Here is a 22,814-nt window from a genome sequence, read left to right on the forward strand (position 1 = left end):
CAAAATGTCTTATTCTAACAAGCTTACCAAAGATACCCGACGGATAGAAGGTTTATGTGAAAATCAGGACGGCTGCTCCGACCGCGACACAATAAATAGCGAAGTATTTCAAGTTCCCTTTTGCCATAATATTCATGAACCACTTCAATGAGAAGTAAGAAGCAATCAGGGAAGCAATGAAGGCAACTGTATATGGAATCGCCATGGAAGCAAGGTTCGGATCACCCATCAAGTCGCTTATCCCAAATACCATGACGCCCACACTGACAGGTATATAAAGAAGGAATGAGAAACGCAAGGCTGTTTCTGCCTTCATACCGCTTGCCATGGCGGCAACGATCGTTGCACCTGAACGACTGATTCCGGGGATGAGGGCAACTGCCTGTGCAAGACCGATGATGATTGCGTCCTTTACATTTAAGTCTCCATCATTTTTTCTTCCTCTCAGGTTACGGATCATCCAAAGGGCGATACCTGTAACGATGAGCGTGATACCTACCGTGATGACAGAAGTAAGATGTTCCTCAATCACATCGCCGAATAATATACCGATCACCCCTGCTGGGATTGTGCCGATCAGTAAGTATATGATGAAATGAAAATCACGTTTTGTTTCGGGTGTTTTCTGCTTGAAATAACCGAGGCCATTTACGATGAGGCGTAAGATGTCTTCCCGGTAAATAATGAGAACAGCGAGTAAAGATGCCGTATTGACCAGAATTTCAAAGGTCAGTGTTGTGTCTTTGATACCAAGGAAATGCTGTGCAAGCAGCAGGTGTCCACTGGATGAGATCGGAATCGGTTCCGTGAACCCTTGAAAAATCCCTAAAAATAAGTATTTCATAATCAAATAAAAATCCATTGTATATCCTCCAAGCTTTTTTTCTCCACATTTTTTAATTTAACACCATTAAGGGAAAGACTGTAAAGCCTTTTTCCGAATGTTAACCGAACCGTAACGGGATTATCATATTTATCCTTCATCTGGCATGCATGAATGGTCACGCTTGTAGAAAAATAGGAAAGAAGCATCGCTTCGAAAAAGGAGGGGTAAGAATGGGACAGTCACGACAATTCAGGGCCGGCGAAAAGGCACCGAACAATGGTGAGTATATAGAAATCGGTGAAACCGGGAGCATGGTAAAGAATCCGCAAAAACTGCGTTTGAAAGCAGGGGACAGGTTTCCTGAGAACTCCAACCATAACCGCCTATGGTCGTATATGAGAAAACCTTAACCATCTGGAACAAGGGTGCCCCGTTCAAGGCAATCCTTGTTCCTTTTTCTTTTCCTTTTCGAATGAAAGGGATATAATGTCATTAAAGGTCAATGAAGGTCAAAATGTGAGGTGGCAGATAATGAATCTTGATAGCATGACCCACAGCATTCAGGAAGGGTTGGCTACCGCTGGTCAATTGGCTGCTGAAAAGCTACATACAGATATAAGTGCGCTGCATTTGTGGAAGTCGCTGCTAGGGTCGGAAGAGAGTTTCCTTCGCACCATATATGAACGGGCGGGGGTAACCATTCAGTCTTTGACGGAATGGATCGATGAGAAGATAGATGACATCCCTTCAGTAGAGGGGGAAGGAATCCAATATGGACAGTACCTTTCAAGGGATATCCATCAACTTTTCTCTGAAAGTGAGAGTTTAAAACGCAAATGGGAAGACGATTATATTTCCGTCGAGCATCTTGCTCTATCCCTGTGGAAGCAGAAACAGCATCTGATAACGCTGTACTTAATGCAGCAAGGGGTAACAGAAAAGAACGTCAGAGAAATCATTGAAGAGATAAGAGGAGGGAGCAGGGTGACGACACAAAACCCGGAAGTGAAATATGAAGCACTGAAGAAATACGGAAGGGATCTTGTGGCAGATGTGAGGTCAGGCAGAATCGATCCTGTCATCGGAAGAGATAGTGAAATTCGCCACGTCATTCGCATTCTTTCACGGAAAACGAAGAATAATCCCGTCTTGATCGGAGAGCCGGGAGTAGGGAAAACCGCCATTGTGGAAGGTCTGGCACAGAGGATTGTTCGTAAGGACGTACCCGAAGGCTTGAAGGATAAGACGATTTTCGAGCTGGACATGAGCTCTTTAGTCGCTGGAGCGAAATTCAGGGGTGAGTTTGAAGAGCGGCTGAAGGCCGTACTCCAAGAAGTGAAAAAGAGTGAAGGACGCATTCTTCTTTTCATAGATGAACTCCATACGATTGTAGGTGCAGGAAAAACAGAGGGGGCCATGGATGCGGGGAATATCCTGAAGCCGATGCTTGCCAGAGGGGAGCTTCATTGCATCGGGGCAACGACCCTCAATGAATACCGAAAGTATATCGAGAAGGATCCTGCCCTGGAAAGACGATTTCAACAAGTGCTCGTACAGGAACCGAATGTGGAGGATACGATTTCCATCCTGAGAGGGTTGAAGGAACGTTTTGAGATCCATCATGGGGTCAATATTCATGACCGGGCCATCGTAGCTGCATCCAGCCTGTCCGATCGTTATATATCAGACCGCTTCCTCCCTGATAAAGCCATCGACCTGATCGATGAAGCATGTGCGATGATCCGGACGGAAATCGATTCGATGCCATCAGAGCTCGATGAAGTGACACGTAAAGTGATGCAGCTTGAAATCGAGGAAGCGGCGTTGAATAAGGAGAAAGATGCTGCAAGTCTGGAGCGGCTCGGACGTATCCGTGAAGATCTAAGCAATCTGAAGGAAAAAGCGAACACCATGAAATTAAAGTGGCTAAAGGAGAAAGAAAGTATCTCCGTCGTACAGGAGAAGCGGGAAGAGCTGGAGAAACTCAGGCGCCAGCTCGAAGAAGCCGAAAGTGATTATGATTTGAATAAAGCCGCTGAGCTCAGGCACGGACGGATTCCGGCCATGGAGAAAGAACTTGCCGCAGTGGAGCAGGAAATGATGAAAGAAGAGGAAGGGCGCCTGCTTCGTGAAGAAGTGACAGAAGAAGAAGTCGCGAACATTGTGGCGAGATGGACAGGCATTCCGGTCACAAAGCTTGTAGAAGGAGAACGGGAGAAGTTGTTGAAGCTTGATCACATTCTTCATGAACGGGTGATCGGCCAGGATGAAGCGGTACAACTGGTCAGTGATGCCGTCATTCGTGCCAGGGCAGGGATCAAGGATCCGAACAGACCGATTGGTTCCTTTATTTTCTTAGGCCCGACAGGAGTCGGGAAGACAGAGCTTGCGAAGACACTTGCCCAAACGTTATTTGACAGCGAAGAGCAGATGATCCGAATCGATATGTCTGAATATATGGAGAAGCATGCGGTATCCCGTTTGATTGGTGCACCTCCTGGATATGTTGGCTATGAAGAAGGCGGTCAGCTGACGGAAGCGATCAGGCGTAAACCTTATTCAGTCATCTTACTGGATGAAATTGAAAAGGCCCATCCCGAAGTATTCAATATTCTTCTGCAAATGCTTGACGATGGTCGGATCACCGATTCTCAGGGAAGGACCATTGATTGTAAAAACACCGTGATCATCATGACATCCAATATCGGATCTTCTCATCTCCTTGAACGTAATAAAGGGGAGGGAGAGATTGACCCCGATACGAAAGATCTTGTGATGGGGCAGCTTCGTTCCGCGTTTCGACCTGAATTCCTTAACCGTGTGGATGACATTATTCTATTTAAACCATTGAGCATCCAAAATATTAAGGGGATCATAGATAAACTTATTGAGGACCTTCAGCATCGGGTAGAGGAACAGCAAATCATCCTTACCCTGACAGAGGAGGCGAAGGAATTCATCGCGGAATCCGCCTATGATCCCGTGTATGGAGCACGTCCATTAAAAAGGTATCTTCAGAGGGAAATCGAGACCAAGCTTGCAAGAGAACTCATTGCCGGAAATATCCAACAGGGTCGAACCATCACGATTGATGCAGGTGAAAATGGTCTAACGATTCATTAAATGAAAAAAAGCAGCCGGATTTGGCTGCTTTTTTTAATGGTTTTCTACAGGCTCGTTTGGAATAACAAGCGTGATAAGGAATACCAGTACCGCGAAACAAACGGAAAGGATTAATCCTGTTTGAAAATGAAATTCGTTTCCATTCATTGAACTTACAACGTAAGTCAGCATTTCGGACAATGCAAAAGCCCAGAAGAACATCCAAAAAAATCTCACGCCAAGTCACCTCATTCCTATGTATTGAACACATTCAAGCATATGTTGTCACTCATTTCAATCTTTATTAGTTTACCACAGCTTCAACAATTAATAAATGACTAATCTGTGAAATGTAAACCCTGTCATCTGTTGGAGGATAGGGGCCGAAAATTTATAAATAATAGGGTTCCTATGGGCTATCTCCCTTACAAATGCTGTCTCACTACATAAACTATAGAGACTCAGTATGTAAAAGGAGAAATTTAAATGTATCAACGATTGTTTCAATTAGAGCAAGAGTGGTGCATGATTCATTACCCTGAACGACCAAATGGATTCGCTGTAATGATTATAGGGGACTCCCATCACTATGTAGACGAAAAGAGCAGTTTCTGGGTGCAGCATGAGGCACGGTATAAGTGGATTCAAGAGCTGACAGCCAAGGGGTACATTGTATATTATAGTAATCTGTATGGAGCGAATTGGGGTAGCGATCAAGCCGTGCAATTGGCCAGGCGACTCTATCAGCATGTGAAGCGGAACGAAATCATCAATGGAAAGATCCATATTTTGGCCGAAGGAATGGGAGCGTTAGTATTGAAAAATCTCTATCCGAAATTGGCACATGATATAAGAAGTGCTGTCCTGCTCTCCCCCTGCGTATCGATGTATGACCATTTAGAACAAGAAAAAGAGCAGAAATTCTTTTATAAAAAAGTGATAAAAGAACTTTCCTTCATGCTGAAGATGAAGGAAGAGGATTGTGAAGCCTTCATCTCAAAACAATCACAGGACTACAAAATATTCCAGGAGATCCCTATTCCCCTGTATATTGTTCAGTCAATGACTCTAAATCGTTATAAAAATCAATTCACTCTCATAAAAGATATATATACGGAGCGTTTAGCAAAAGGAGTTTCAACGGATCTATTCTTTGTTCTTCCTGAGAAGCGAGGGTCTCTTGGAGGGAAGATCGCATCTTACTTTTCCCTGCATGAGAAAGAGTTATAACTAATAAATTGGAGTGATTGACTTGAACCATCATGCATTCGTTTTTGCTGCACAACAGTTTTTGGGATTTGAACTCTGTCATGCCCTTCTGGAAAAAGGATGGACCGTGACCGCCATTGATGAGCACCAAGAGACGAAGGATAAATGGATGGAAATTGGAAGGAATGCAAACCTTGAGTACGTGCCTTATCGGGAATGGGATAAGAGCGTACGCTCAGGGTCCAGTGTATTCCTTCCTTACTATGATCAGATAAGAGGGAATAGAGCGGGGTATTTATCAGAAGTGGATGAACTGCTTTCAAAAGTGGACCAACCCTTCCATATGATTCGAATTTACAGCAACGGGAAAGGGAATGGAAGTCTTGAAGAAGATGGTGCTGCCTTCTACCTTCCAACGTTATATGGCATCCATCAACCGGAAGAATTCCTGTTTGCACAGATTTTGACCGGCAGAGGGGAAGGAAAGAATTATGTGGATGATCCCTCGGGGGCGATTTATGTGAAGGACGCAGCCAAAATGATTGTCAATCTTTCTTCAAAAAAAGACATCTTTACCTTGAAGCCTCTGTCAGACAGGAGCTGGAATGAAGCTCTATCCTATATAACAAATGAAACGTTTTCAACTAGTCACCGTAAAATCGATGCCGTTGGAAAAGAAGTGATCGTCAGACCATCAAAGTCTCACAAGGGCATCATTGATCAACAAGAAAAAGGGATACGCTTGCATGAAATGGAGGAGTGAGAAAACTTTTCCTTTTCATGTGGATACAGGTGAGGGTAAAATAGGAATGATGTAATGAACCTTTTATAGATGCTGCATGGGCTTTAAAGGAGTTGCTGCACATGAATAAGAAATGGTACATGTTTTACCTGATTGTATTCCTGGTCGGACTAAGTGGTTGTTCAGCAGGGAACAGCGAAGAGATAGAAAAGGTTGGTTTACTTGTTCCGGAAGCAGTGAATGATGGAGTTTGGGGAACAAAAGGTTACAAAGGATTACTAAAAATACAATCCGATTATCATGCAGACGTGTTCTATAAAGAGGGAATGAAGAATGATACATCAATCAAGCAGGCAGTAGAGGAATTTGATGATAAGGATGTCACCTTAGTATTTGGACATGGAAGTGAGTATGCGGATGTCTTTAACGACTTGTCAGAAGAGCATCCCAATATGCATTTCGTCAGCTTTAACGGGCATGCCACGGAGAAAAATACGACAAGCCTACAGTTCAAGGGATACGCAATGGGCTTTTTCGGAGGAATGACAGCAGCCTTTCACTCTAAAACGAAGAAGATCGGTGTGATTGCGGCCTTCGAGTGGCAGCCGGAAGTTCAAGGGTTTATAGATGGAGCGAAGTATCAAAACAGTGAGACAGAGGTTAACGTAGAGTACACCAATCATTGGGACGATCAAGAGAGGGCCCTTAACGAGTTGGACACTTTACTAAACGAGGATATCGATGTTGTGTATCCTGCAGGTGACGGCTATAATGTAGCTGTAATCGAAAAGCTTAAGGAAAAAGGACTGTATGCCATAGGGTACGTATCCGATCAATCCGATCTTGGGGAATCAACGGTCCTGACAAGCACAGTTCAACAGGCAGATAAGTTGTATGCAGTAGTAGCCGAGAGGTTCGCCCATGATGAGCTGGAGTCAGGTAACCTGGAATTCGATTTTGAAGACGGTGTGATCTCCATGGGGAAATTCAGTCCAGTCATTCCAAAAGATTTTCAATCTGAAATGAAGCAACATATCAAGGACTATATTGATACCGGCAAATTGCCGAATGGAAAGGAATCGAAGCAATGAATCAAGACAAAACAATGGAATTTATGCAAATTGCCATGAAGTATTTCCCTCAAGCGAAGGAACAACTCGATCAAGCGGGAGTCGAGTTCTCTCCTGAAATGCTGCAGCCATTCATGACGCTGTTCACTCAAGTCATGAGTGAAGCCTATGAATTAGGCAAACAGGATGCCTTACATAAAGAATAAGCGAATGGAAAGACGGGTCACCTGAATGTTAGGTGGCCCGTCTTTCGTTGTGTAGTGGGGATGAACGAGTGTGGTCAGATGATGTGGGAGAGGGTAAGGAAGAAAAAATAATTGCAGAAAGTAGAAATCTTCGATAAAATTAGTACCAAGTCATAATAATTGATAATAACCATTAAGCATATGAAAAAAATTATAAACGAAAGTAGGGAACGCCAGTATGAATACAGGTATTATTGGAATTGGACGTTATCTTCCTGAAAAGATCTTAACAAACGCGGACCTCGAAAAAATGGTGGATACTTCGGATGAATGGATTCGTACGAGAACAGGCATTGAAGAGAGAAGAATAGCAAATAATGAAACAAATACCTCTGATATGGCATTCGAAGCCGCAAAGAAGGCAATCGCTGACGCGGAAATCGATCCGGAGGACATCGACCTGATCATGGTTGCAACCGTTACCCCGGATCATCCATTCCCATCCGTTGCCTGCCTCCTTCAGGAAAGATTGGGGGCCAAGAAGGCTGCGGCAATGGATATAAGTGCCGCATGTGCAGGCTTCATGTATGGTATGATTACGGCAAAGCAATTCATTGATAATGGTGCGTACAAGAATGTCCTAGTGGTCGGTGTGGAGAAATTATCCAAAATCACTGACTGGGAGGACCGTAACACAGCCGTACTGTTTGGAGATGCTGCAGGTGCGGCGGTCCTTGGACCCGTTCCAGACGGCAAGGGGATTCTCGCCTTTGAATTAGGATCGGACGGTTCAGGAGCGAAGCATTTGTATCAGGATGAAAAATTGATCATGAACGGTCGGGAAGTGTTTAAGTTCGCCGTTCGTCAAATGGGTGAATCCAGTATAAATGTGATTGAAAAGGCAGGTTTAAGTAAAGAGGACGTAGATTTCCTGATTCCTCACCAGGCCAATATCCGTATCATGGAAGCAGCCAGGCAACGACTGGAACTGCCCGTGGAGAAAATGTCTAAGACCGTAAATAAATATGGGAATACATCAGCGGCTTCTATCCCGGTTTCTTTAGTGGAAGATCTAGAGGCGGGAAGAGTGAAAGAGAATGATGTTGTCGTCATGGTAGGATTCGGTGGCGGTTTAACTTGGGGCGCAATCATTATGCGCTGGGGTAAATAATAGAGTATCAGAAACTTATCGACAACTTGCAGATAAAGGAGATGGAATAGAATGAATAAAAAGCGTGTAGTGGTGACAGGATTAGGAAGCGTCACGCCTTTAGGTAATGATGTTGAATCGACCTGGTCGAATATTTTGGCCGGAAAGACAGGGGTAGGGCCTCTGACGCGTTTAAACGCCGATGAGTATCCTGCCAAAGTAGCGGCAGAACTAAAAGACTTCAATATTGAAGAGTTCGGAGTGGAAAGAAAAGAAGCAAGGAAGATGGACCGCTTCACTCACTATGCGATTGCCGCGTCGTTAATGGCAGTAAAAGATTCAAAGCTTGATATCACAGACGAAAATGCACATCGTGTCGGTGTTTGGATCGGTTCAGGAATCGGGGGAATGGAAACATTTGAACAGCAATACGAAACCTTCCAAAAACGTGGATACCGCCGGGTGAGCCCGTTCTTCGTGCCAATGATCATACCTGATATGGCAGCGGGACAAGTATCCATTATGCTCGGAGCCAAAGGCTTCAACTCTTGTACCGTAACGGCATGTGCGACAGGGACAAACTCAATCGGTGATGCCTTCAAGGTCATTCAGCGTGGGGATGCGGATGTGATGGTTTCCGGTGGAGCAGAGGCACCCATCACGAAAATGTCCGTTGCCGGATTCTGTGCAAACACAGCCCTTTCCACGAATCCAGATCCTGAAAAAGCATCAAGACCGTTTGATTCCAATCGTGATGGCTTCGTAATGGGAGAAGGAGCAGGAATTGTCGTTCTGGAAGAACTTGAGCATGCCTTAAAACGCGGAGCGACGATTTATGCAGAAATCGTTGGGTACGGATGTACCGGAGATGCCTATCATATCACTGCCCCGGCCCCGGCTGGAGAGGGTGGCGCACGAGCGATGAAAATGGCACTTGAAGATGGCGGGATCCTTCCTGAAGAGATGGATTACATCAATGCCCACGGAACTAGTACTCCATATAATGATAAATACGAAACGATGGCTGTGAAGGAAGTATTCGGGGACCATGCTTATAAACTGGCTATGAGTTCGACGAAATCAATGACGGGCCACCTTCTTGGTGCAGCAGGAGGAGTGGAAGCGATTTTCACTGTATTGGCGATGAAAGACAGTGTGCTTCCTCCTACGATCAATATTGAAACGCCGGATCCTGATTGTGATCTCGACTATGTAGCAAACGAAGCAAGGAAACAAGAAGTGAATGTAGCGATGAGTAATTCATTAGGATTCGGTGGTCATAATGCCACCATCGTATTTAAAAAATATCAAAATTAACAAAAAGAGCCTGCTACTCAGCAGGCTCTTTTTGTTGTGAATCTTTCCTCTTTCACATATACATGATAAAAAACATGGAAAGAGGGATGAAGGTGGCAGTCATACCTACAGATGAGTGGTTGGCAGAGTGGATTGATAATCCCTTGGATCTTCTCAAGAAAACGAAAAATGGCAAAGACGATCAGCAATCCTTTTATCAATACCTCACAAAGCACGGAATGTACCGTTCTGGGCGTCTCGCCGGAGATATTTACGAAAAAATGAAAGAAAAGAAACTTTGGGAACGATTTGCTCTCTTTGAAAAAAAATATAAGCGGAAGTGGAATGGACCGAGCGTTCCGATCTATCTATTCCCCGTACAGGAAAAAAAGGGGATGTTCCAGTCATCCATGAAAAAATCAGGGGTATGCTTCAAAGATGAAATCTTCTTTTTTGTTACGGACCAGGAAGACCCAAAAGAGTATGAAGCGTTATTTGTCCATGAATATCATCACTGTGTCAGAATGAAGCGCTTAAGCAAAAAGGAGGATCACTACACGCTCCTTGACTCCATCATCTTTGAAGGGCTGGCAGAAACGGCTGTCAAAGAATACTGTGGAGAGAAATATGTGGCTCCCTGGACAAAAGCGTATGATGAACAAGAGTTGTCCCGCTACTATGAAAAATGGATAGAGCCCAATTTGGAAGTGAGGCGGGATAGTCCCCTGCATGATCAGCTGCTTCTTGGACAGAAATCCTTTCCGAAAATGCTCGGCTATTCATCGGGCTACCGATTGGTGCAACAGTTTTTAAAGAAACAGGATTCGTCAACCCTTTCCCTCATAGGAGAACCGTCAGCAGTATTTTTGCCATAGAAATCAAGGGAATTGCTGAATCTGATCTTCCTGAAATTAGAATGACCTGTGCCGTCATATCTTCCTGTTCTTTTCATAAAATATATTAAGCATGGACGGGCTCCAATATCTAAATGTAAGGATAGAGGCGGAAGGTATGGTGGTACAATTGTTCGGGCTCTTTATAGGATTTGGACTGGCTGTTTCAGGAGGAGTAAGTTTAATCATGTATTTAAACTTGCTTACGACCGGAATGACATTTGCAGACTATATAGTCTTCGTCTCCACACGTGTCGAATGTTATTTATTCCTTTTGGGAATCCTCGTCATCACCCTCTCGATCTATATACCCCGCAGAAAAATATAATCACTATCATAAAACCCCTTATGATAGGAATAAATTTACACGGATTAGCCTATACTGATTGACAAATAAGATTGAAGCAAAGCGAGGGGTCAATCATGTTATATCTTCATGATGTATGGGTAAATTGGTTCGAAGGCGAAGAAAATGGTTACAATGTCTGCCATTTTCATGAATGGAGAAAAGAGGACGTTATTGAATTACTGGATCAGGTTCCTCTGATTAAAGTAGACACGACACTGTTTCATTACATCGAGAATGATCTATCAGAGTTACCTCAACAACTGCTCCATCATGTTTATCAAAAAGCGTATCTGCGAAAAAATCACGAACGGATCCAGTTGGATTATTGTTTCATTGTGACGGATGGTACCGGGATACTGGCAGTGGACACAATCGGATACACCGTTCCAATCAGAAAAAGCAGGCTGATACCAAGACAGGAACAACTGGTGTATGAAATGGTCGAAAGTCATGAAACGGTACAGTATTCCATTGAGCCGGACGGTAAAAGGGAGGATGCGTATCATATTCTTTCCCCGAATCCTTATATGATGAGTGGGCTAACGCGGAAGGAAAGACAATTGAAGCAGCTGTTATTCATGGCCCTTGATCAACTTCACAGTTCAAACAACACGGCGGAAATCCGCTATTGGTACACCGAATGGGCACCAGAGCGCTACCGCACCATACAGGAAATGGATTTCGAAGACATATGGCAGATGCTATATGAAGAAACCCAGTACGGTTGGTCGGACAAGCACCTCACTCTCTGTGAAAATTTGATAAAGGGACAACCATTTTTCGAAAAACTATGGGAAGTGGAAAACCGTCCTAAGGTAAATTGATACTTCGCATGAAAACCTTGAGTCAGGAGTGGGCTTGAGGTTTTTTTGTATGCCGGCAGGAAAAAGGCCAGACACCGCGGAAGCAGTCTCTGGCCTTTCTGTTTATTTCCTCTTTCTCTCTTTTCTTCCCAGTCCCATGGCCTTTTCCATCTTCTTCAGCATTTTGTTTGCTGCAAAGTTTGCCTTTTCTGCACCGCGATCAAGGATATCATCCAATTCCTCTGAATCGATCAATTCATAGTAGCGGTCCTGTACCGGCTTGATGGCGTTTATGACCACCTGTGCCAAGTCGCTTTTGAAGTCCCCGTATCCTTTCCCTTCATATTTCTGTTCGAGTTCATCTATAGAAGTACCTTCAAGGATCGAATAGATCGAAAGGAGGTTAGACACACCGGGCTTGCTTTCTTTATCATATTTCACAATGCCATCTGAATCGGTTACGGCACTCTTGATTTTCTTCTCGATCTGTTTAGGATCGTCAAGGAGTGTAATGAACGCTTTCTGGTTCGAATCCGATTTACTCATCTTCTTCAACGGGTCCTGAAGGGACATCACCCGGGCACCGACTTTGGGGATTCTTACTTCGGGTACCGTGAAGATATCATTGTATTTATTGTTGAAGCGTTCTGCCAGGTTCCTGGTCAGTTCCAGATGCTGTTTCTGATCCTCCCCGACTGGAACAAGATCGGTTCCATATAAGAGGATGTCAGCCGCCATAAGCGGTGGGTACGTTAATAATCCTGCTGAAACGGCCTCTTTGCCATGAGATTTATCTTTGAATTGAGTCATTCTTTCAAGCTCCCCGATATAGGTCACACACTGCAGGATCCATCCTGCCTGTGCGTGTGCAGGGACTTCCGATTGAATGAATAATGTGGATTTCTCCGGATCGATGCCACAGGCGATATACAGGGCGGCAAGACTGCGGATGTTTTTACGCAGCTCCATTTTATCCTGAGCCACTGTGATCGCGTGCTGGTCAACCACACAGAAGTAACAATTATATTCTTCCTGAAGCTCGGTGAATTGCTTCATCGCTCCGATGTAATTACCGAGGGTGATCGTCCCACTCGGCTGAATGCCACTAAATATTGTCTTCATTTCATTTCCTCCTAGTTTTACACAAAATAAAAACCCACCCGTCCTATGAAAAATAGGGACGAATGGGATGATTTCCGCGGTGCCACCCTAAGTGCCTGTTAGAGCCACCTTAGTCCATGACGTGCATGGAACCTCTTTAACGTAAGGTCATCCCGTTATGTGCTACTCCGTTTCACACATAAAGCTCCGAAGTCCATTCCTTTTCGAATGAATACTTGTTCGCACCACCCACAAGCTCTCTTTGACTCACCCTGAAAAGTACTACTCTTCATCCATGCTTATACTTTCATTCATATGTAGATATTATATGAGAAAAAAAGGGTGAATTCAAGTGTACAGAAGGTAGGTCATGATAATCGAAAGGACGAATGCGAGTCCTCCGGTCAATAAAAAGGATTTCGTAATGGAGTAGGAACGTTGTACACCATATTCCTCGTGTGCTTCTTTCATCTCATCCAGGTCATCGAACTGGGATATATACTTTCCCTGTTTCGTGCTGTTGCGAAATCTTTTAAGAGCGTACACGATCCCGTTGAAAAATCCCTTTCCAAAAATATAAAGGAGGGCACCGATACTGATATAGGCAATCCCGATGACAAACAAACTGTCTATAATAGAAAGAAATAGATCTTTTTCCTGCAGTGAAGCCACTACCATGGCAATGATAAAAATAAGAAAGGTAAGTATGTTGAACAATATCATTCGTTTCATAATGCTCCTTAAGATGTTTTTAACCAAAGTATACATGAAGGAAGAAGAATAATTCAATCCTCATTCATATATATACAATTCTTTCGTAAGTGTATAACAGGAGACGACAGACATCCATACAGAGCGTACATACAAACGTTAGCTCATTCCAAAGGTTGAAAGTGAGAGAAATAAGTATTAATTCTATTATTTATATTTAGTCTGATGTTTTAATATTTATAATAGAAGGGGAGCGTCAGAAGCTGAAGAATCATCCAGATTGTATAATGGTTTTACACAGTAGAAATTTACGATTGTAACAATTGTAATGGGACAAACTCTCTAAAATGTTTAGAAAAAACGTTGATATAACAGGTTTTCAACAACAATATACCTACTAATCTGATAATTTAGCAAAAAAACTGTTAAATTCATATTGCAATAATTTCTCTATCATGTATAATAAGTAACAAATCTTCTGAAAATTAGAAGATAAATAAATATGAGATTTACGAGGAGGTCAATTTCAAGATGAAGAAAAAGTTTTCATTCTTGCTGGTTCTTCTTCTGGCTCTAAGTACTTTCTTGGCTGCTTGTGGCGGCGACAAGAAGACTGAAGGCAATGAAGAAGGATCAGGTGCAGGCGGTTCTGACGAAAAGAAGGAACAGGTACTTAACCTGCTGGAGGCGTCTGAGATCCCATCAATGGACTCTACTCTGGCAACTGACGCTGTTTCATTCAACGTAATGAACAACGTATTGGAAGGTCTTTACCGTTTAGGTGAAAATGACGAGGCAGTTCTTGGTATGGCTGCTGAAGAACCACAAGTCAGTGAAGATGGCAAAACTTACACGTTCAAGATTCGTGATGCGAAATGGTCAAACGGTGACCCCGTTACGGCTAACGACTTCGTTTACGCTTGGAAAAAAGCTTTAAATCCTGATACTGGTGCAGAGTATGCGTACATCATGTACGATATCAAAAACGCTGCTAAAGTAAATGCTGGTGACCTACCAGTTGATGAATTAGGTGTTAAAGCAACTGATGACAAAACATTAGAAGTTCAGCTTGAAACTCCGGTACCATATTTCAAAGCTTTACTTTCTTTCGCAACATTCTATCCTCAAAATCAAAAATTCGTGGAAGAGCAAGGCGACAAGTTCGGTCTTGAAGCTGACACGGTTGTGTATAACGGACCATTCACTCTTTCTGAGTGGAAGCATGAGCAAAGTTTCAAACTTTCTAAAAACGAAGATTACTGGGATGCAGAAACTGTGAAGTTGAAAGAAGTTAATTTCAACATCGTTAAAGATACTGCTACTGGTGTTAACCTTTATGAAACAAACAAAGCGGATATCGCTGGTCTATCAGCTGAATTCGTTGACAAGTACAAATCAGATGAAAACTTCAAAACAAGAGCTGCTACGTCTGTATACTTCTTACGTTTAAACCAAGGTAATGAAGTATTGAAAAATGTAAATGCTCGTAAAGCAATCGATGCTGCTTATGACAAGCAAGGTATGGTTGACGTACTTCTTAATAACGGATCCATCCCTGCGTACTACTTAGTACCAAAAGATTTCGTAACAGGTCCTGATGGAACTGAATACCGTGAAGCTGTTGGCGACTTTGGTGGATTCGACGCTAAGAAAGCTGCAGACTACTGGGCTAAGGCAAAAGAAGAGTTAGGTAAAGATTCTATTGAATTAGAACTATTAAACTATGACTCTGACAGCTCTAAGAAAATCGGTGAATTCCTAAAAGAACAACTTGAGCAAAACCTTGAAGGATTAACGGTTAAGATCAAAGCTCAACCATTCAAGCAAAAGCTTGAATTAGAAACTAAAGGTCAATATGACTTCTCTTTCGCTGGTTGGGGTCCTGACTATCCAGATCCGATGACTTTCGTTGACATGTTCGTGACAGACGGTGCTCATAACCAAATGGGTTACTCAAATCCTGAATATGACAAGAAAATTGAACAAGCTAAAGGTGAACTTCTTGACGATTTAGATGCACGCTGGCAGGCAATGGTTGATGCAGAAAAGATCCTCTTTGACGATCAAGCGATCAGCCCAATGTATCAAAAAGGGGTTTCTTATCTAGAACGTCCGTATGTTAAGAATGTTCTACGTCATTCATTTGGTGCAGATAATTCATACAAATGGGCTTCAATTGAGTAAGTATTAACTCAGTAGACACACCTTTAAAGGGAGAGCGTATGCATGAGCATATGCTCTCCTTTTCCAGTGAATGTCGATAATTATCAAAAAAGTAAAAATAGATTGAAAATTTGTCGAAAATAGCTATAATTAAAAATGTAGAAAAAATAAGATAAAAAAGGGGGGCTAAAGAATGGTCAGATATACAATTCAACGTATCGTCTATATGATCATCACTTTGCTTATCATTGCAACCGCCACTTTCTTTCTGATGAAGCTCCTGCCTGGATCTCCACTGCAAAACACAGAAAGGCTGTCTCCGGAACAACAACAAATCATCCTGGATAAATACGGTCTCAACGACCCGCTGCCAGAACAATATATCAACTATATGGTCGGGCTGGCTAAAGGAGATTTGGGGTTATCCTTCCAATATGATAATCGCCCGGTTACTCAAATTCTTGGCAGTCGTATTGGTCCTTCCTCACTTTTAGGATTTCAAGCCATGGTATTAGGAACGTTTATAGGACTGTTAGTAGGTATCGTTGCTGCAATTAAACACAATACTTGGTTAGACTATGGATCTACTTTCATGGCTGTATTGGGAATATCGATTCCGTCCTTTGTATTTGCAGCACTATTACAATATTATGTAGGGGTAAAACTTGAATGGCTTCCAGTAGCACTTTGGGGTGAGTATAAGCATACCATTCTACCTACACTAGCACTTACAGTCGGTGTGGTAGCCACTATTGCCCGTTTTATGAGAACAGAAATGTTAGAGATTTTAAACTCTGATTATATCTTACTAGCAACTGCCAAAGGTATTTCAAAGACGGGTACCATTGTGAAGCACGGAGTTAGAAATGCCATGATTCCAATTGTAACTATTCTTGGGCCTATGACAGTAGCAGTTATGACTGGATCACTGGTTGTAGAACGGATTTTTGCGGTTCCTGGATTAGGGGAACAATTCGTCTTATCAATCAACACGAATGATTATACGGTCATTATGGGAATTACCCTTTTCTTTAGTGCTTTATTCATTGGTGTCATTTTCTTGGTAGATATTTTATACGGAATCATTGATCCGCGTATTCGCTTAGCTGGAGGGAAGAAATAATGGGAGCAAAACAAAAGAAACAAGAGCAACTAGACCAACTTAGTCCAGACCTCTTCCAACCCCAACAGGCTAGTGGAGACGAGGCAGAAAAAATTTCACGTCCAAGCTTGAATTTCTGGCAGGACTCATGGATTCGTTTGCGCAAGAATAAAGGCGCACTTGTGGGAATCATTATCACTGTAATTATCGTATTCTTTGCCATATTCGGTCCTGGAATGAATGAATACAGTTTCAGTGATCAAAATATCCGTCATGCAAAGCTGCCTCCGAAAATTGAAGCGCTTTCAGGGATCAGCTGGCTTCCGTTTGACGGAAAAGATGCTGACGGCTTTGATGTGTATGAATCGAGACAAATCAAAGAGAATTATTGGTTCGGTACAGATGACCTCGGACGTGACTTATGGACACGTACATGGAACGGAACACGCGTCTCTCTATACATCGGGATACTTGCCGCAGTCATTGATTTCCTGATCGGGATTTCATACGGTGGGATTTCCGCTTACTATGGTGGAAGAGTCGATGATGTAATGCAGCGTATCGTTGAAATTTTGGTAGGGATACCAAATCTAATCGTAGTCATCCTTTTCATCCTGATATTTGAACCGGGTATTTTCTCCATTACAATGGCAATGGTCATAACCGGCTGGGTCGGAATGTCAAGGATTGTCCGTGGACAAGTTCTTCAATTAAAGAATCAGGAATTCGTCTTAGCATCCCGTACATTAGGGGCAAGCAGTAATCGTTTAATCTTTAAACATCTGCTACCGAACGTAATGGGACCAGTCATCATTACGACAATGTTCACGGTTCCTTCAGCAATATACGTAGAAGCATTCTTAAGCTTTATCGGATTAGGGATCGCTCCACCTAAAGCATCTCTGGGATCATTGGTTAATGAAGGATACAGATCTATTCAATCATATCCACATATGATGCTTGTACCATCAGCTGTCATTTCATTAGTCATTCTAAGCTTCAACTTAATGGCCGATGGACTGCGTGACGCACTAGATCCGAAAATGCGTAAGTAATGGAAGGGAGATAATACTATGTCGAAAATTTTAGAAGTGAAAGATCTACACGTCTCCTTCAGTACGCATGGAGGGGAAGTACAGGCAGTACGCGGTGTAGATTTCCATTTAGATAAAGGTGAAACATTAGCAATCGTAGGGGAGTCGGGTTCAGGTAAATCCGTAACGACGAAAGCCCTTATGAGATTGATTCCAAACCCGCCGGGATTCATCAAGGGCGGAGAGATCCACTTTGAAGGAAAAGATTTAGCGAAGCTTCCGGAAAAAGACATGCAAAAGATCCGCGGGAAAGATATCTCGATGATCTTCCAGGATCCAATGACGTCTCTGAATCCAACGATGACAATCGGGAAACAAATCATGGAACCATTGGTGAAGCACCAAAACATGAGCAAAAATGACGCGAAAAAACGCGCCATTGAATTATTGAAGCTGGTTGGTCTTCCGAGCCCTGAAACCCGCTTTAAGCAATACCCGCATCAGTTCTCGGGTGGACAGCGTCAGCGTGTCGTGATCGCCATCGCTCTTGCATGTAATCCTAAAATCCTTATTGCCGATGAACCTACAACGGCGTTGGACGTTACGATTCAGGCACAAATCCTTGAGCTGATGAAGGATCTTCAAAATAAAATTGAAACGTCCATCATTTTCATCACCCATGATCTTGGCGTAGTTGCGAATGTGGCAGATCGCGTAGCGGTCATGTACGGTGGTCAAATCGTAGAAACGGGAACCGTCGATGAAATATTCTACGATCCTCGTCACCCGTATACGTGGGGATTGATCGGTTCGATGCCGACAACCGACACAGAAGGTGAGCAGGAGCTTGTTGCGATTCCTGGTACTCCTCCGGATCTATTGAATCCACCAAAAGGAGATGCCTTCGCTCTCCGAAGTGAATATGCTTTGAAAGTGGATTTTGAACAGGAACCGCCATATTATCAGGTATCTGATACTCACATTGTGAAATCATGGTTGTTACATCCGAGTGCTCCACAGGTTGAGCCGCCGGAAGCAGTGAAAGTTAGGCAAAGACTGATGCCTTCAAATTATAGAGAGCCGGTACTTGTTGAGGGGGTTCGTTCATAATGACAGAAAAATTACTAGAAATTAAGAACTTAAAGCAATACTTCAACCCTGGAAAACCGAATATGGTTAAGGCAGTCGATGATATCAGCTTTGATATTTATAAAGGGGAAACTCTTGGACTGGTTGGAGAATCAGGTTGTGGTAAATCTACGACAGGCCGTACGATCATTCGTCTTTATGATGCGACGGACGGTCAGGTTCTCTTTAACGGTGAGGATGTTCATGGGAAGAAGTCACGCTCTCAATTAAAGAAATTCAACCGTAAAATGCAAATGATCTTCCAGGATCCTTATGCGAGTCTGAATCCCCGTATGAAGGTAGCCGATATCATTGCTGAAGGTATTGATATTCATGGTTTGGCTTCTTCCAAGGAAGAACGTTTGAAGAAGGTTCATGAGCTCCTGGAAACTGTGGGTCTGAACAAAGAGCATGCAGGCCGTTATCCACATGAATTCTCAGGTGGACAACGTCAGCGTATCGGGATTGCCCGTGCACTGGCAGTGGACCCTGATTTCATCATCGCCGATGAGCCGATTTCAGCCCTTGACGTTTCGATTCAGGCTCAGGTCGTCAACCTGATGCAGGAACTTCAGAAGGAAAAAGGGTTAACCTACTTATTCATCGCCCATGACCTTTCCATGGTGAAGTATATCAGTGACCGTATTGGTGTTATGTATTACGGAAAGCTTGTAGAATTGACGACAAGTGACGCCCTGTACAAAAATCCGCTTCACCCTTATACTCAATCGCTTCTATCTGCGATACCGTTACCGGATCCCGAGTATGAGCGTACCCGCAGAAGAAAAGAATATAATCCTTCTGTTCATAACTATACAGAGGATGATAATCTTGAAATGCGTGAAGTGGTCCCTGGACATTTCGTTTACTGCTCAGAGAAAGAATTTGCGCAATTTCAAGCATCGTATAAAAGCTAAGAGGATGATAAAAGCTCCCTTCGATGAGGGGAGCTTTTTCCGTTGATTACGTCTAAATCCTGATGTGATTCATACTATATATTGAAGAATATTCATTTCCTTGGAAATTTCGACAGACTAGGTGGATTAACCCTTTTCTTTCAAGTTATTTCCTTGTTAGAATAGTATAAGGAGTTACATAATTTACTAGATAGCATACTTAATAGAGGAGAGGTTCATTTTGAAATGGAGTAAGGTAGCGACATCTTTATGTGTAGCCACAATGTGCGTCTTGCCCTTCCAGTCAGCAAGTGCCGCTGAGGATGGTCCGGTGAAACATGAGAAGAGAACGTTTGCGATGAGCAAAAAGGAGATTACAAGCCCGGTACCACGATTTGTCTATGACTCAGGACTGAGCTTCGAGTATCCGGATGCGGTAAGAGGGGTATACGTTACAGCACATTCAGCTGGCGGAGCCCGTTTTGATACACTTACAAAATTAATGGATACGACAGATCTTAATGCCATGGTCATTGATATTAAAGATGACGTAGGGAATGTGACATATGAACCGGAAGCGTCTTCTCCGTATGCCACGGTGGGTCAGCCGTATATCAAAGATCCCAAAGCGATGTTAAAGACACTGGAAGAAAAGAACATCTATCCGATTGCACGTGTCGTTGTATTCAAGGATACGGTTCTTGCGAATCAGCGCCCTGACTTGTCATTTAAGGACGGTAATAAGGTTTGGTCAAATGGAGGAGGGGATTCCTTCGTCAACCCATTCCTCAAAGAAGTATGGGATTATAATGTAGGCATCGCCATTGAAGCAGCAAAAATGGGCTTTCAGGAAATCCAGTTCGATTACGTCCGATTCCCTGAAGGATTCGAGAAGCGTGATGATGAACTCATCTATAACGGAGGGGAATATGCCAATGAAGACAGTGATAATGTACAGAAACGAGTACATGCCGTCACTGATTTTGTGGAATATGCCCATAAGAAGCTGGAACCATATGGTGTGAAAGTATCCGTTGATATCTTCGGTTATACGGCAACGCTACCAGAGGCGCCTGGTATCGGTCAGAATTTCTCGAAGATATCTGAAAATGTGGATGTCATTTCATCCATGATCTATCCTAGTCATTGGACACCTTACTTCGGAATTGCCAAACCGGATCTACAGCCGTACGAACTGGTAACAGAATACTCGAAGGTGGAGAAAGCGAAAATAGCCGAACTGAAAAATAAGCCGGTCTCAAGACCGTGGCTTCAGGATTTCACCGCTTCCTGGCTTGGCAGCGGAAACTATAAACCTTATGGAAAAGCAGAAGTAGAGGCGCAGATCAAGGCGTTGAATGATCAAGGAATCAATGAATTCCTTCTGTGGGATGCAGGTAATTCCTATACGGAAGGCGTCGACTACACTCCTTAATAGAAGAGACTGACCTCTGGAACGTGCAGGTCAGTCTTTTTTTAAAAGGAGAAACCGGGACCGAAACATTGCTTCTCATTTGAAAAAGCGTTGAAATATTGTTATCATTAAAGTATTGGTAAGATTAACCGCTTTCAACCACATCTTCCTCTTCATGGGCAGTACAGCCTGTGATTCCGTACGATTATCCCACGGATAAGACTAACATCTAACATAAACCTATTTTTTCTGAGAATGATAATGGTATCCCGTTAGTCAATGTCACTCAAAAATTCAAATGAAGGAGTAGATCCATGCACTGGTATGAAAAATTAAATCAATATTTCCCTGTAGAGGAAATGAAATCAAAAGAACATCTTGAATCACTGTTAAAAGAAAGAAGCGACATCTATCACAAAGATGAAGGGCCGCACCATGTACTTATGTACGCCGAACTTGAAGACTTTATCTTCATCGATTATCTCTTCGTCTCAAAGGATGCACGTGGACAAGGCCTGGGCCATAAATTACTCGATAAGTTGAAAGAAAAGAAGAAAGCCATCATTTTGGAAGTCGAACCAGTGGACTATGATGACACTGACACTGAGAAGCGCTTGAAATTCTACAAACGTGAAGGATTCGAACACGCCGTCAGTATCGGGTATGCCCGCCGTTCACTTGCTACAAACGAAATAAATGAAATGGAAATCCTATACTGGGCCCCTCAACATGAATCCGAAGATCTTATCTTCAATTCCATGAAAAAAACATATGAGCTCATTCATACGTATAATGACCACAAATTTTACGGTGCATCTTATCAACCCGTTGACGAAGTGTTAAAGAAGGACGAAGAGCGCGATGGGGACGTATTAAAAGATCTTTAAATGAAAGAAAACCTTATTGCCTATTCGCAATAAGGTTTTCTAAATGAAAAAATGGAAATATACAATATCATGTTTAAGCTAAGAGTGTACCGGGTAAACCCATAATAGAAACAGAATTTATAGCTTTGTTAAACCTCTGTACAGGAAATTTGACAAATTAGTTAAAACTATGTTCATAGGGCAGTAATTCATGTATAATACATAATAGAGATTTCTTATTTAAACTAATTTTAATTAACGGCGTTTAAATAAAATACTCTATATTATAAAAATTCCTAAAGGGAGTGTGAATGATTCGTGGTTACATTATTCACTTCACCTAGTTGTACATCTTGTCGCAAGGCAAAAGCTTGGTTAGAAGAGCATGAGATTCCATATACCGAACGCAACGTTTTTTCTGAACCATTAAGCATTGATGAAATCAAAGAAATCCTTCGCATGACTGAGGATGGAACAGATGAGATCATTTCAACCCGTTCTAAAACATTCCAGAAGCTTAATGTTGACCTGGAAACTTTACCACTTCAAGAACTGTTCGAATTGATTCAAAAAAATCCCGGACTGCTGCGACGCCCGATCATCCTTGATGAAAAGCGCCTTCAGGTTGGATACAACGAAGATGAGATCAGACGTTTCCTACCAAGAAAGGTTCGGACATTCCAGCTTCTTGAAGCTCAAAGAATGGTAAACTAAAGTACTCTTTTCCAAGTAGGGGAATATATAAGTAAAAGGGGCTGACCCTTTAAGGAACGT

Annotated in this window: 23 protein-coding genes and 1 other annotated feature; of the genes, 19 read left to right on the top strand and 4 right to left on the bottom strand. The window is 42.8% G+C overall.

The annotated features are described in order from the left end of the window. Nucleotides 1-52: 52 nt before the first annotated feature. Nucleotides 53-862 carry an undecaprenyl-diphosphate phosphatase gene (locus P8596_RS08340; RefSeq protein WP_034763423.1) on the bottom strand — a complete coding sequence of 270 codons (810 nt, stop codon included), beginning with the start codon at nt 860-862 and terminating at the stop codon, nt 53-55. A gap of 194 nt (nt 863-1,056) precedes the next feature. On the opposite strand from P8596_RS08340, the gene P8596_RS08345 reads away from it, so the two are divergent. Beyond that, entirely contained in the window at nt 1,057-1,236 is a 180-nt protein-coding gene (locus tag P8596_RS08345; RefSeq protein ID WP_034763424.1) for a YjzC family protein, read from the top strand. A 121-nt stretch (nt 1,237-1,357) separates the two neighbouring features. Beyond that, nucleotides 1,358-3,949, top strand: coding sequence for an ATP-dependent chaperone ClpB (gene clpB / locus P8596_RS08350; protein ID WP_279726573.1), 2,592 nt, complete (start codon nt 1,358-1,360; stop codon nt 3,947-3,949). Nucleotides 3,950-3,982: 33 nt separating this feature from the next. On the opposite strand, the gene P8596_RS08355 is transcribed toward clpB, so the two are convergent. Continuing rightward, the gene (locus P8596_RS08355; protein WP_263497663.1) at nt 3,983-4,150 is read right to left on the bottom strand and encodes a YjzD family protein; all 168 of its coding nucleotides are present in this window, start codon (nt 4,148-4,150) and stop codon (nt 3,983-3,985) included. Between the two features lie 264 nt (nt 4,151-4,414). Between P8596_RS08355 and P8596_RS08360 the strand changes: the two genes are divergently transcribed. The 9 genes from P8596_RS08360 to P8596_RS08400 all read left to right on the top strand — a co-directional run bounded on the left by P8596_RS08360 (nt 4,415) and on the right by P8596_RS08400 (nt 11,646). Next, nucleotides 4,415-5,158 (top strand): alpha/beta fold hydrolase, encoded by a 744-nt coding sequence (locus P8596_RS08360; RefSeq protein ID WP_224520461.1) that lies wholly within the window; start codon nt 4,415-4,417, stop codon nt 5,156-5,158. Nucleotides 5,159-5,180: 22 nt separating this feature from the next. Next, complete coding sequence (locus P8596_RS08365; protein WP_279726575.1) at nt 5,181-5,900, top strand: hypothetical protein; 720 nt, start codon at nt 5,181-5,183, stop codon at nt 5,898-5,900. Between the two features lie 101 nt (nt 5,901-6,001). Next, nucleotides 6,002-6,970 carry a BMP family ABC transporter substrate-binding protein gene (locus tag P8596_RS08370; protein WP_279726577.1) on the top strand — a complete coding sequence of 323 codons (969 nt, stop codon included), beginning with the start codon at nt 6,002-6,004 and terminating at the stop codon, nt 6,968-6,970. Continuing rightward, nucleotides 6,967-7,155 (top strand): ComZ family protein, encoded by a 189-nt coding sequence (locus P8596_RS08375; protein WP_034763435.1) that lies wholly within the window; start codon nt 6,967-6,969, stop codon nt 7,153-7,155. The genes P8596_RS08370 and P8596_RS08375 overlap by 4 nt, the downstream gene beginning before the upstream one ends. Before the next feature lie 217 nt (nt 7,156-7,372). Next, nucleotides 7,373-8,305 carry a beta-ketoacyl-ACP synthase III gene (locus P8596_RS08380; RefSeq protein ID WP_159361745.1) on the top strand — a complete coding sequence of 311 codons (933 nt, stop codon included), beginning with the start codon at nt 7,373-7,375 and terminating at the stop codon, nt 8,303-8,305. A 51-nt stretch (nt 8,306-8,356) separates the two neighbouring features. Further along, nucleotides 8,357-9,601: a beta-ketoacyl-ACP synthase II gene (fabF, locus tag P8596_RS08385; protein WP_224520457.1), complete on the top strand. Its 1,245-nt coding sequence runs from the start codon at nt 8,357-8,359 to the stop codon at nt 9,599-9,601. 92 nt (nt 9,602-9,693) lie between these two features. Further along, nucleotides 9,694-10,455, top strand: coding sequence for a DUF2268 domain-containing putative Zn-dependent protease (locus tag P8596_RS08390; RefSeq protein ID WP_279726579.1), 762 nt, complete (start codon nt 9,694-9,696; stop codon nt 10,453-10,455). A gap of 136 nt (nt 10,456-10,591) precedes the next feature. Continuing rightward, entirely contained in the window at nt 10,592-10,801 is a 210-nt protein-coding gene (locus tag P8596_RS08395) for a YuzI family membrane protein (RefSeq protein ID WP_034763443.1), read from the top strand. Between the two features lie 95 nt (nt 10,802-10,896). Beyond that, a complete protein-coding gene (locus tag P8596_RS08400; protein WP_034763445.1) occupies nt 10,897-11,646 on the top strand; it encodes a YjbA family protein in 750 nt (249 codons plus the stop codon). Between the two features lie 102 nt (nt 11,647-11,748). Here P8596_RS08400 and trpS read toward each other — a convergent pair whose 3' ends face one another. Together trpS and P8596_RS08410 are read right to left on the bottom strand one after the other, a co-directional pair. Continuing rightward, nucleotides 11,749-12,747 carry a tryptophan--tRNA ligase gene (gene trpS / locus P8596_RS08405; protein WP_279726581.1) on the bottom strand — a complete coding sequence of 333 codons (999 nt, stop codon included), beginning with the start codon at nt 12,745-12,747 and terminating at the stop codon, nt 11,749-11,751. Nucleotides 12,748-12,798: 51 nt separating this feature from the next. Next, nucleotides 12,799-13,031, bottom strand: a binding site (T-box leader). A 43-nt stretch (nt 13,032-13,074) separates the two neighbouring features. Further along, entirely contained in the window at nt 13,075-13,458 is a 384-nt protein-coding gene (locus P8596_RS08410) for a DUF3899 domain-containing protein (protein ID WP_279726583.1), read from the bottom strand. A 510-nt stretch (nt 13,459-13,968) separates the two neighbouring features. On the opposite strand from P8596_RS08410, the gene P8596_RS08415 reads away from it, so the two are divergent. The 8 genes from P8596_RS08415 (at nt 13,969) to spxA (ending at nt 22,754) form a co-directional block, all read left to right on the top strand. Then, nucleotides 13,969-15,621: a peptide ABC transporter substrate-binding protein gene (locus P8596_RS08415; RefSeq protein WP_279726584.1), complete on the top strand. Its 1,653-nt coding sequence runs from the start codon at nt 13,969-13,971 to the stop codon at nt 15,619-15,621. A 172-nt stretch (nt 15,622-15,793) separates the two neighbouring features. Next, complete coding sequence (opp3b, locus tag P8596_RS08420; RefSeq protein WP_224520453.1) at nt 15,794-16,723, top strand: oligopeptide ABC transporter permease; 930 nt, start codon at nt 15,794-15,796, stop codon at nt 16,721-16,723. After that, a complete protein-coding gene (gene opp3C / locus P8596_RS08425; protein ID WP_279726585.1) occupies nt 16,723-17,757 on the top strand; it encodes an oligopeptide ABC transporter permease in 1,035 nt (344 codons plus the stop codon). Before opp3b ends, opp3C begins: the two co-directional genes overlap by 1 nt. Before the next feature lie 18 nt (nt 17,758-17,775). Further along, on the top strand, nt 17,776-18,846 hold the full coding sequence (locus P8596_RS08430) for an ABC transporter ATP-binding protein (RefSeq protein WP_279726587.1): 1,071 nt from the start codon (nt 17,776-17,778) through the stop codon (nt 18,844-18,846). Further along, nucleotides 18,846-19,781 (top strand): ABC transporter ATP-binding protein, encoded by a 936-nt coding sequence (locus P8596_RS08435; protein ID WP_279726588.1) that lies wholly within the window; start codon nt 18,846-18,848, stop codon nt 19,779-19,781. The genes P8596_RS08430 and P8596_RS08435 overlap by 1 nt, the downstream gene beginning before the upstream one ends. A 217-nt stretch (nt 19,782-19,998) precedes the next feature. After that, nucleotides 19,999-21,195, top strand: a complete 1,197-nt coding sequence (locus P8596_RS08440) for a putative glycoside hydrolase (RefSeq protein WP_481900338.1) — start codon at nt 19,999-20,001, stop codon at nt 21,193-21,195. Between the two features lie 293 nt (nt 21,196-21,488). Then, a complete protein-coding gene (locus P8596_RS08445) occupies nt 21,489-22,061 on the top strand; it encodes a GNAT family N-acetyltransferase (protein ID WP_034763459.1) in 573 nt (190 codons plus the stop codon). A gap of 297 nt (nt 22,062-22,358) precedes the next feature. Continuing rightward, nucleotides 22,359-22,754 carry a transcriptional regulator SpxA gene (gene spxA, locus P8596_RS08450; protein WP_032089161.1) on the top strand — a complete coding sequence of 132 codons (396 nt, stop codon included), beginning with the start codon at nt 22,359-22,361 and terminating at the stop codon, nt 22,752-22,754. Nucleotides 22,755-22,814: the final 60 nt, after the last annotated feature.

Origin of the sequence: Rossellomorea sp. DA94 (genome assembly GCF_029834455.1) — a bacterium.
In the GTDB taxonomy this organism is placed as follows: domain Bacteria; phylum Bacillota; class Bacilli; order Bacillales; family Bacillaceae_B; genus Rossellomorea; species Rossellomorea vietnamensis.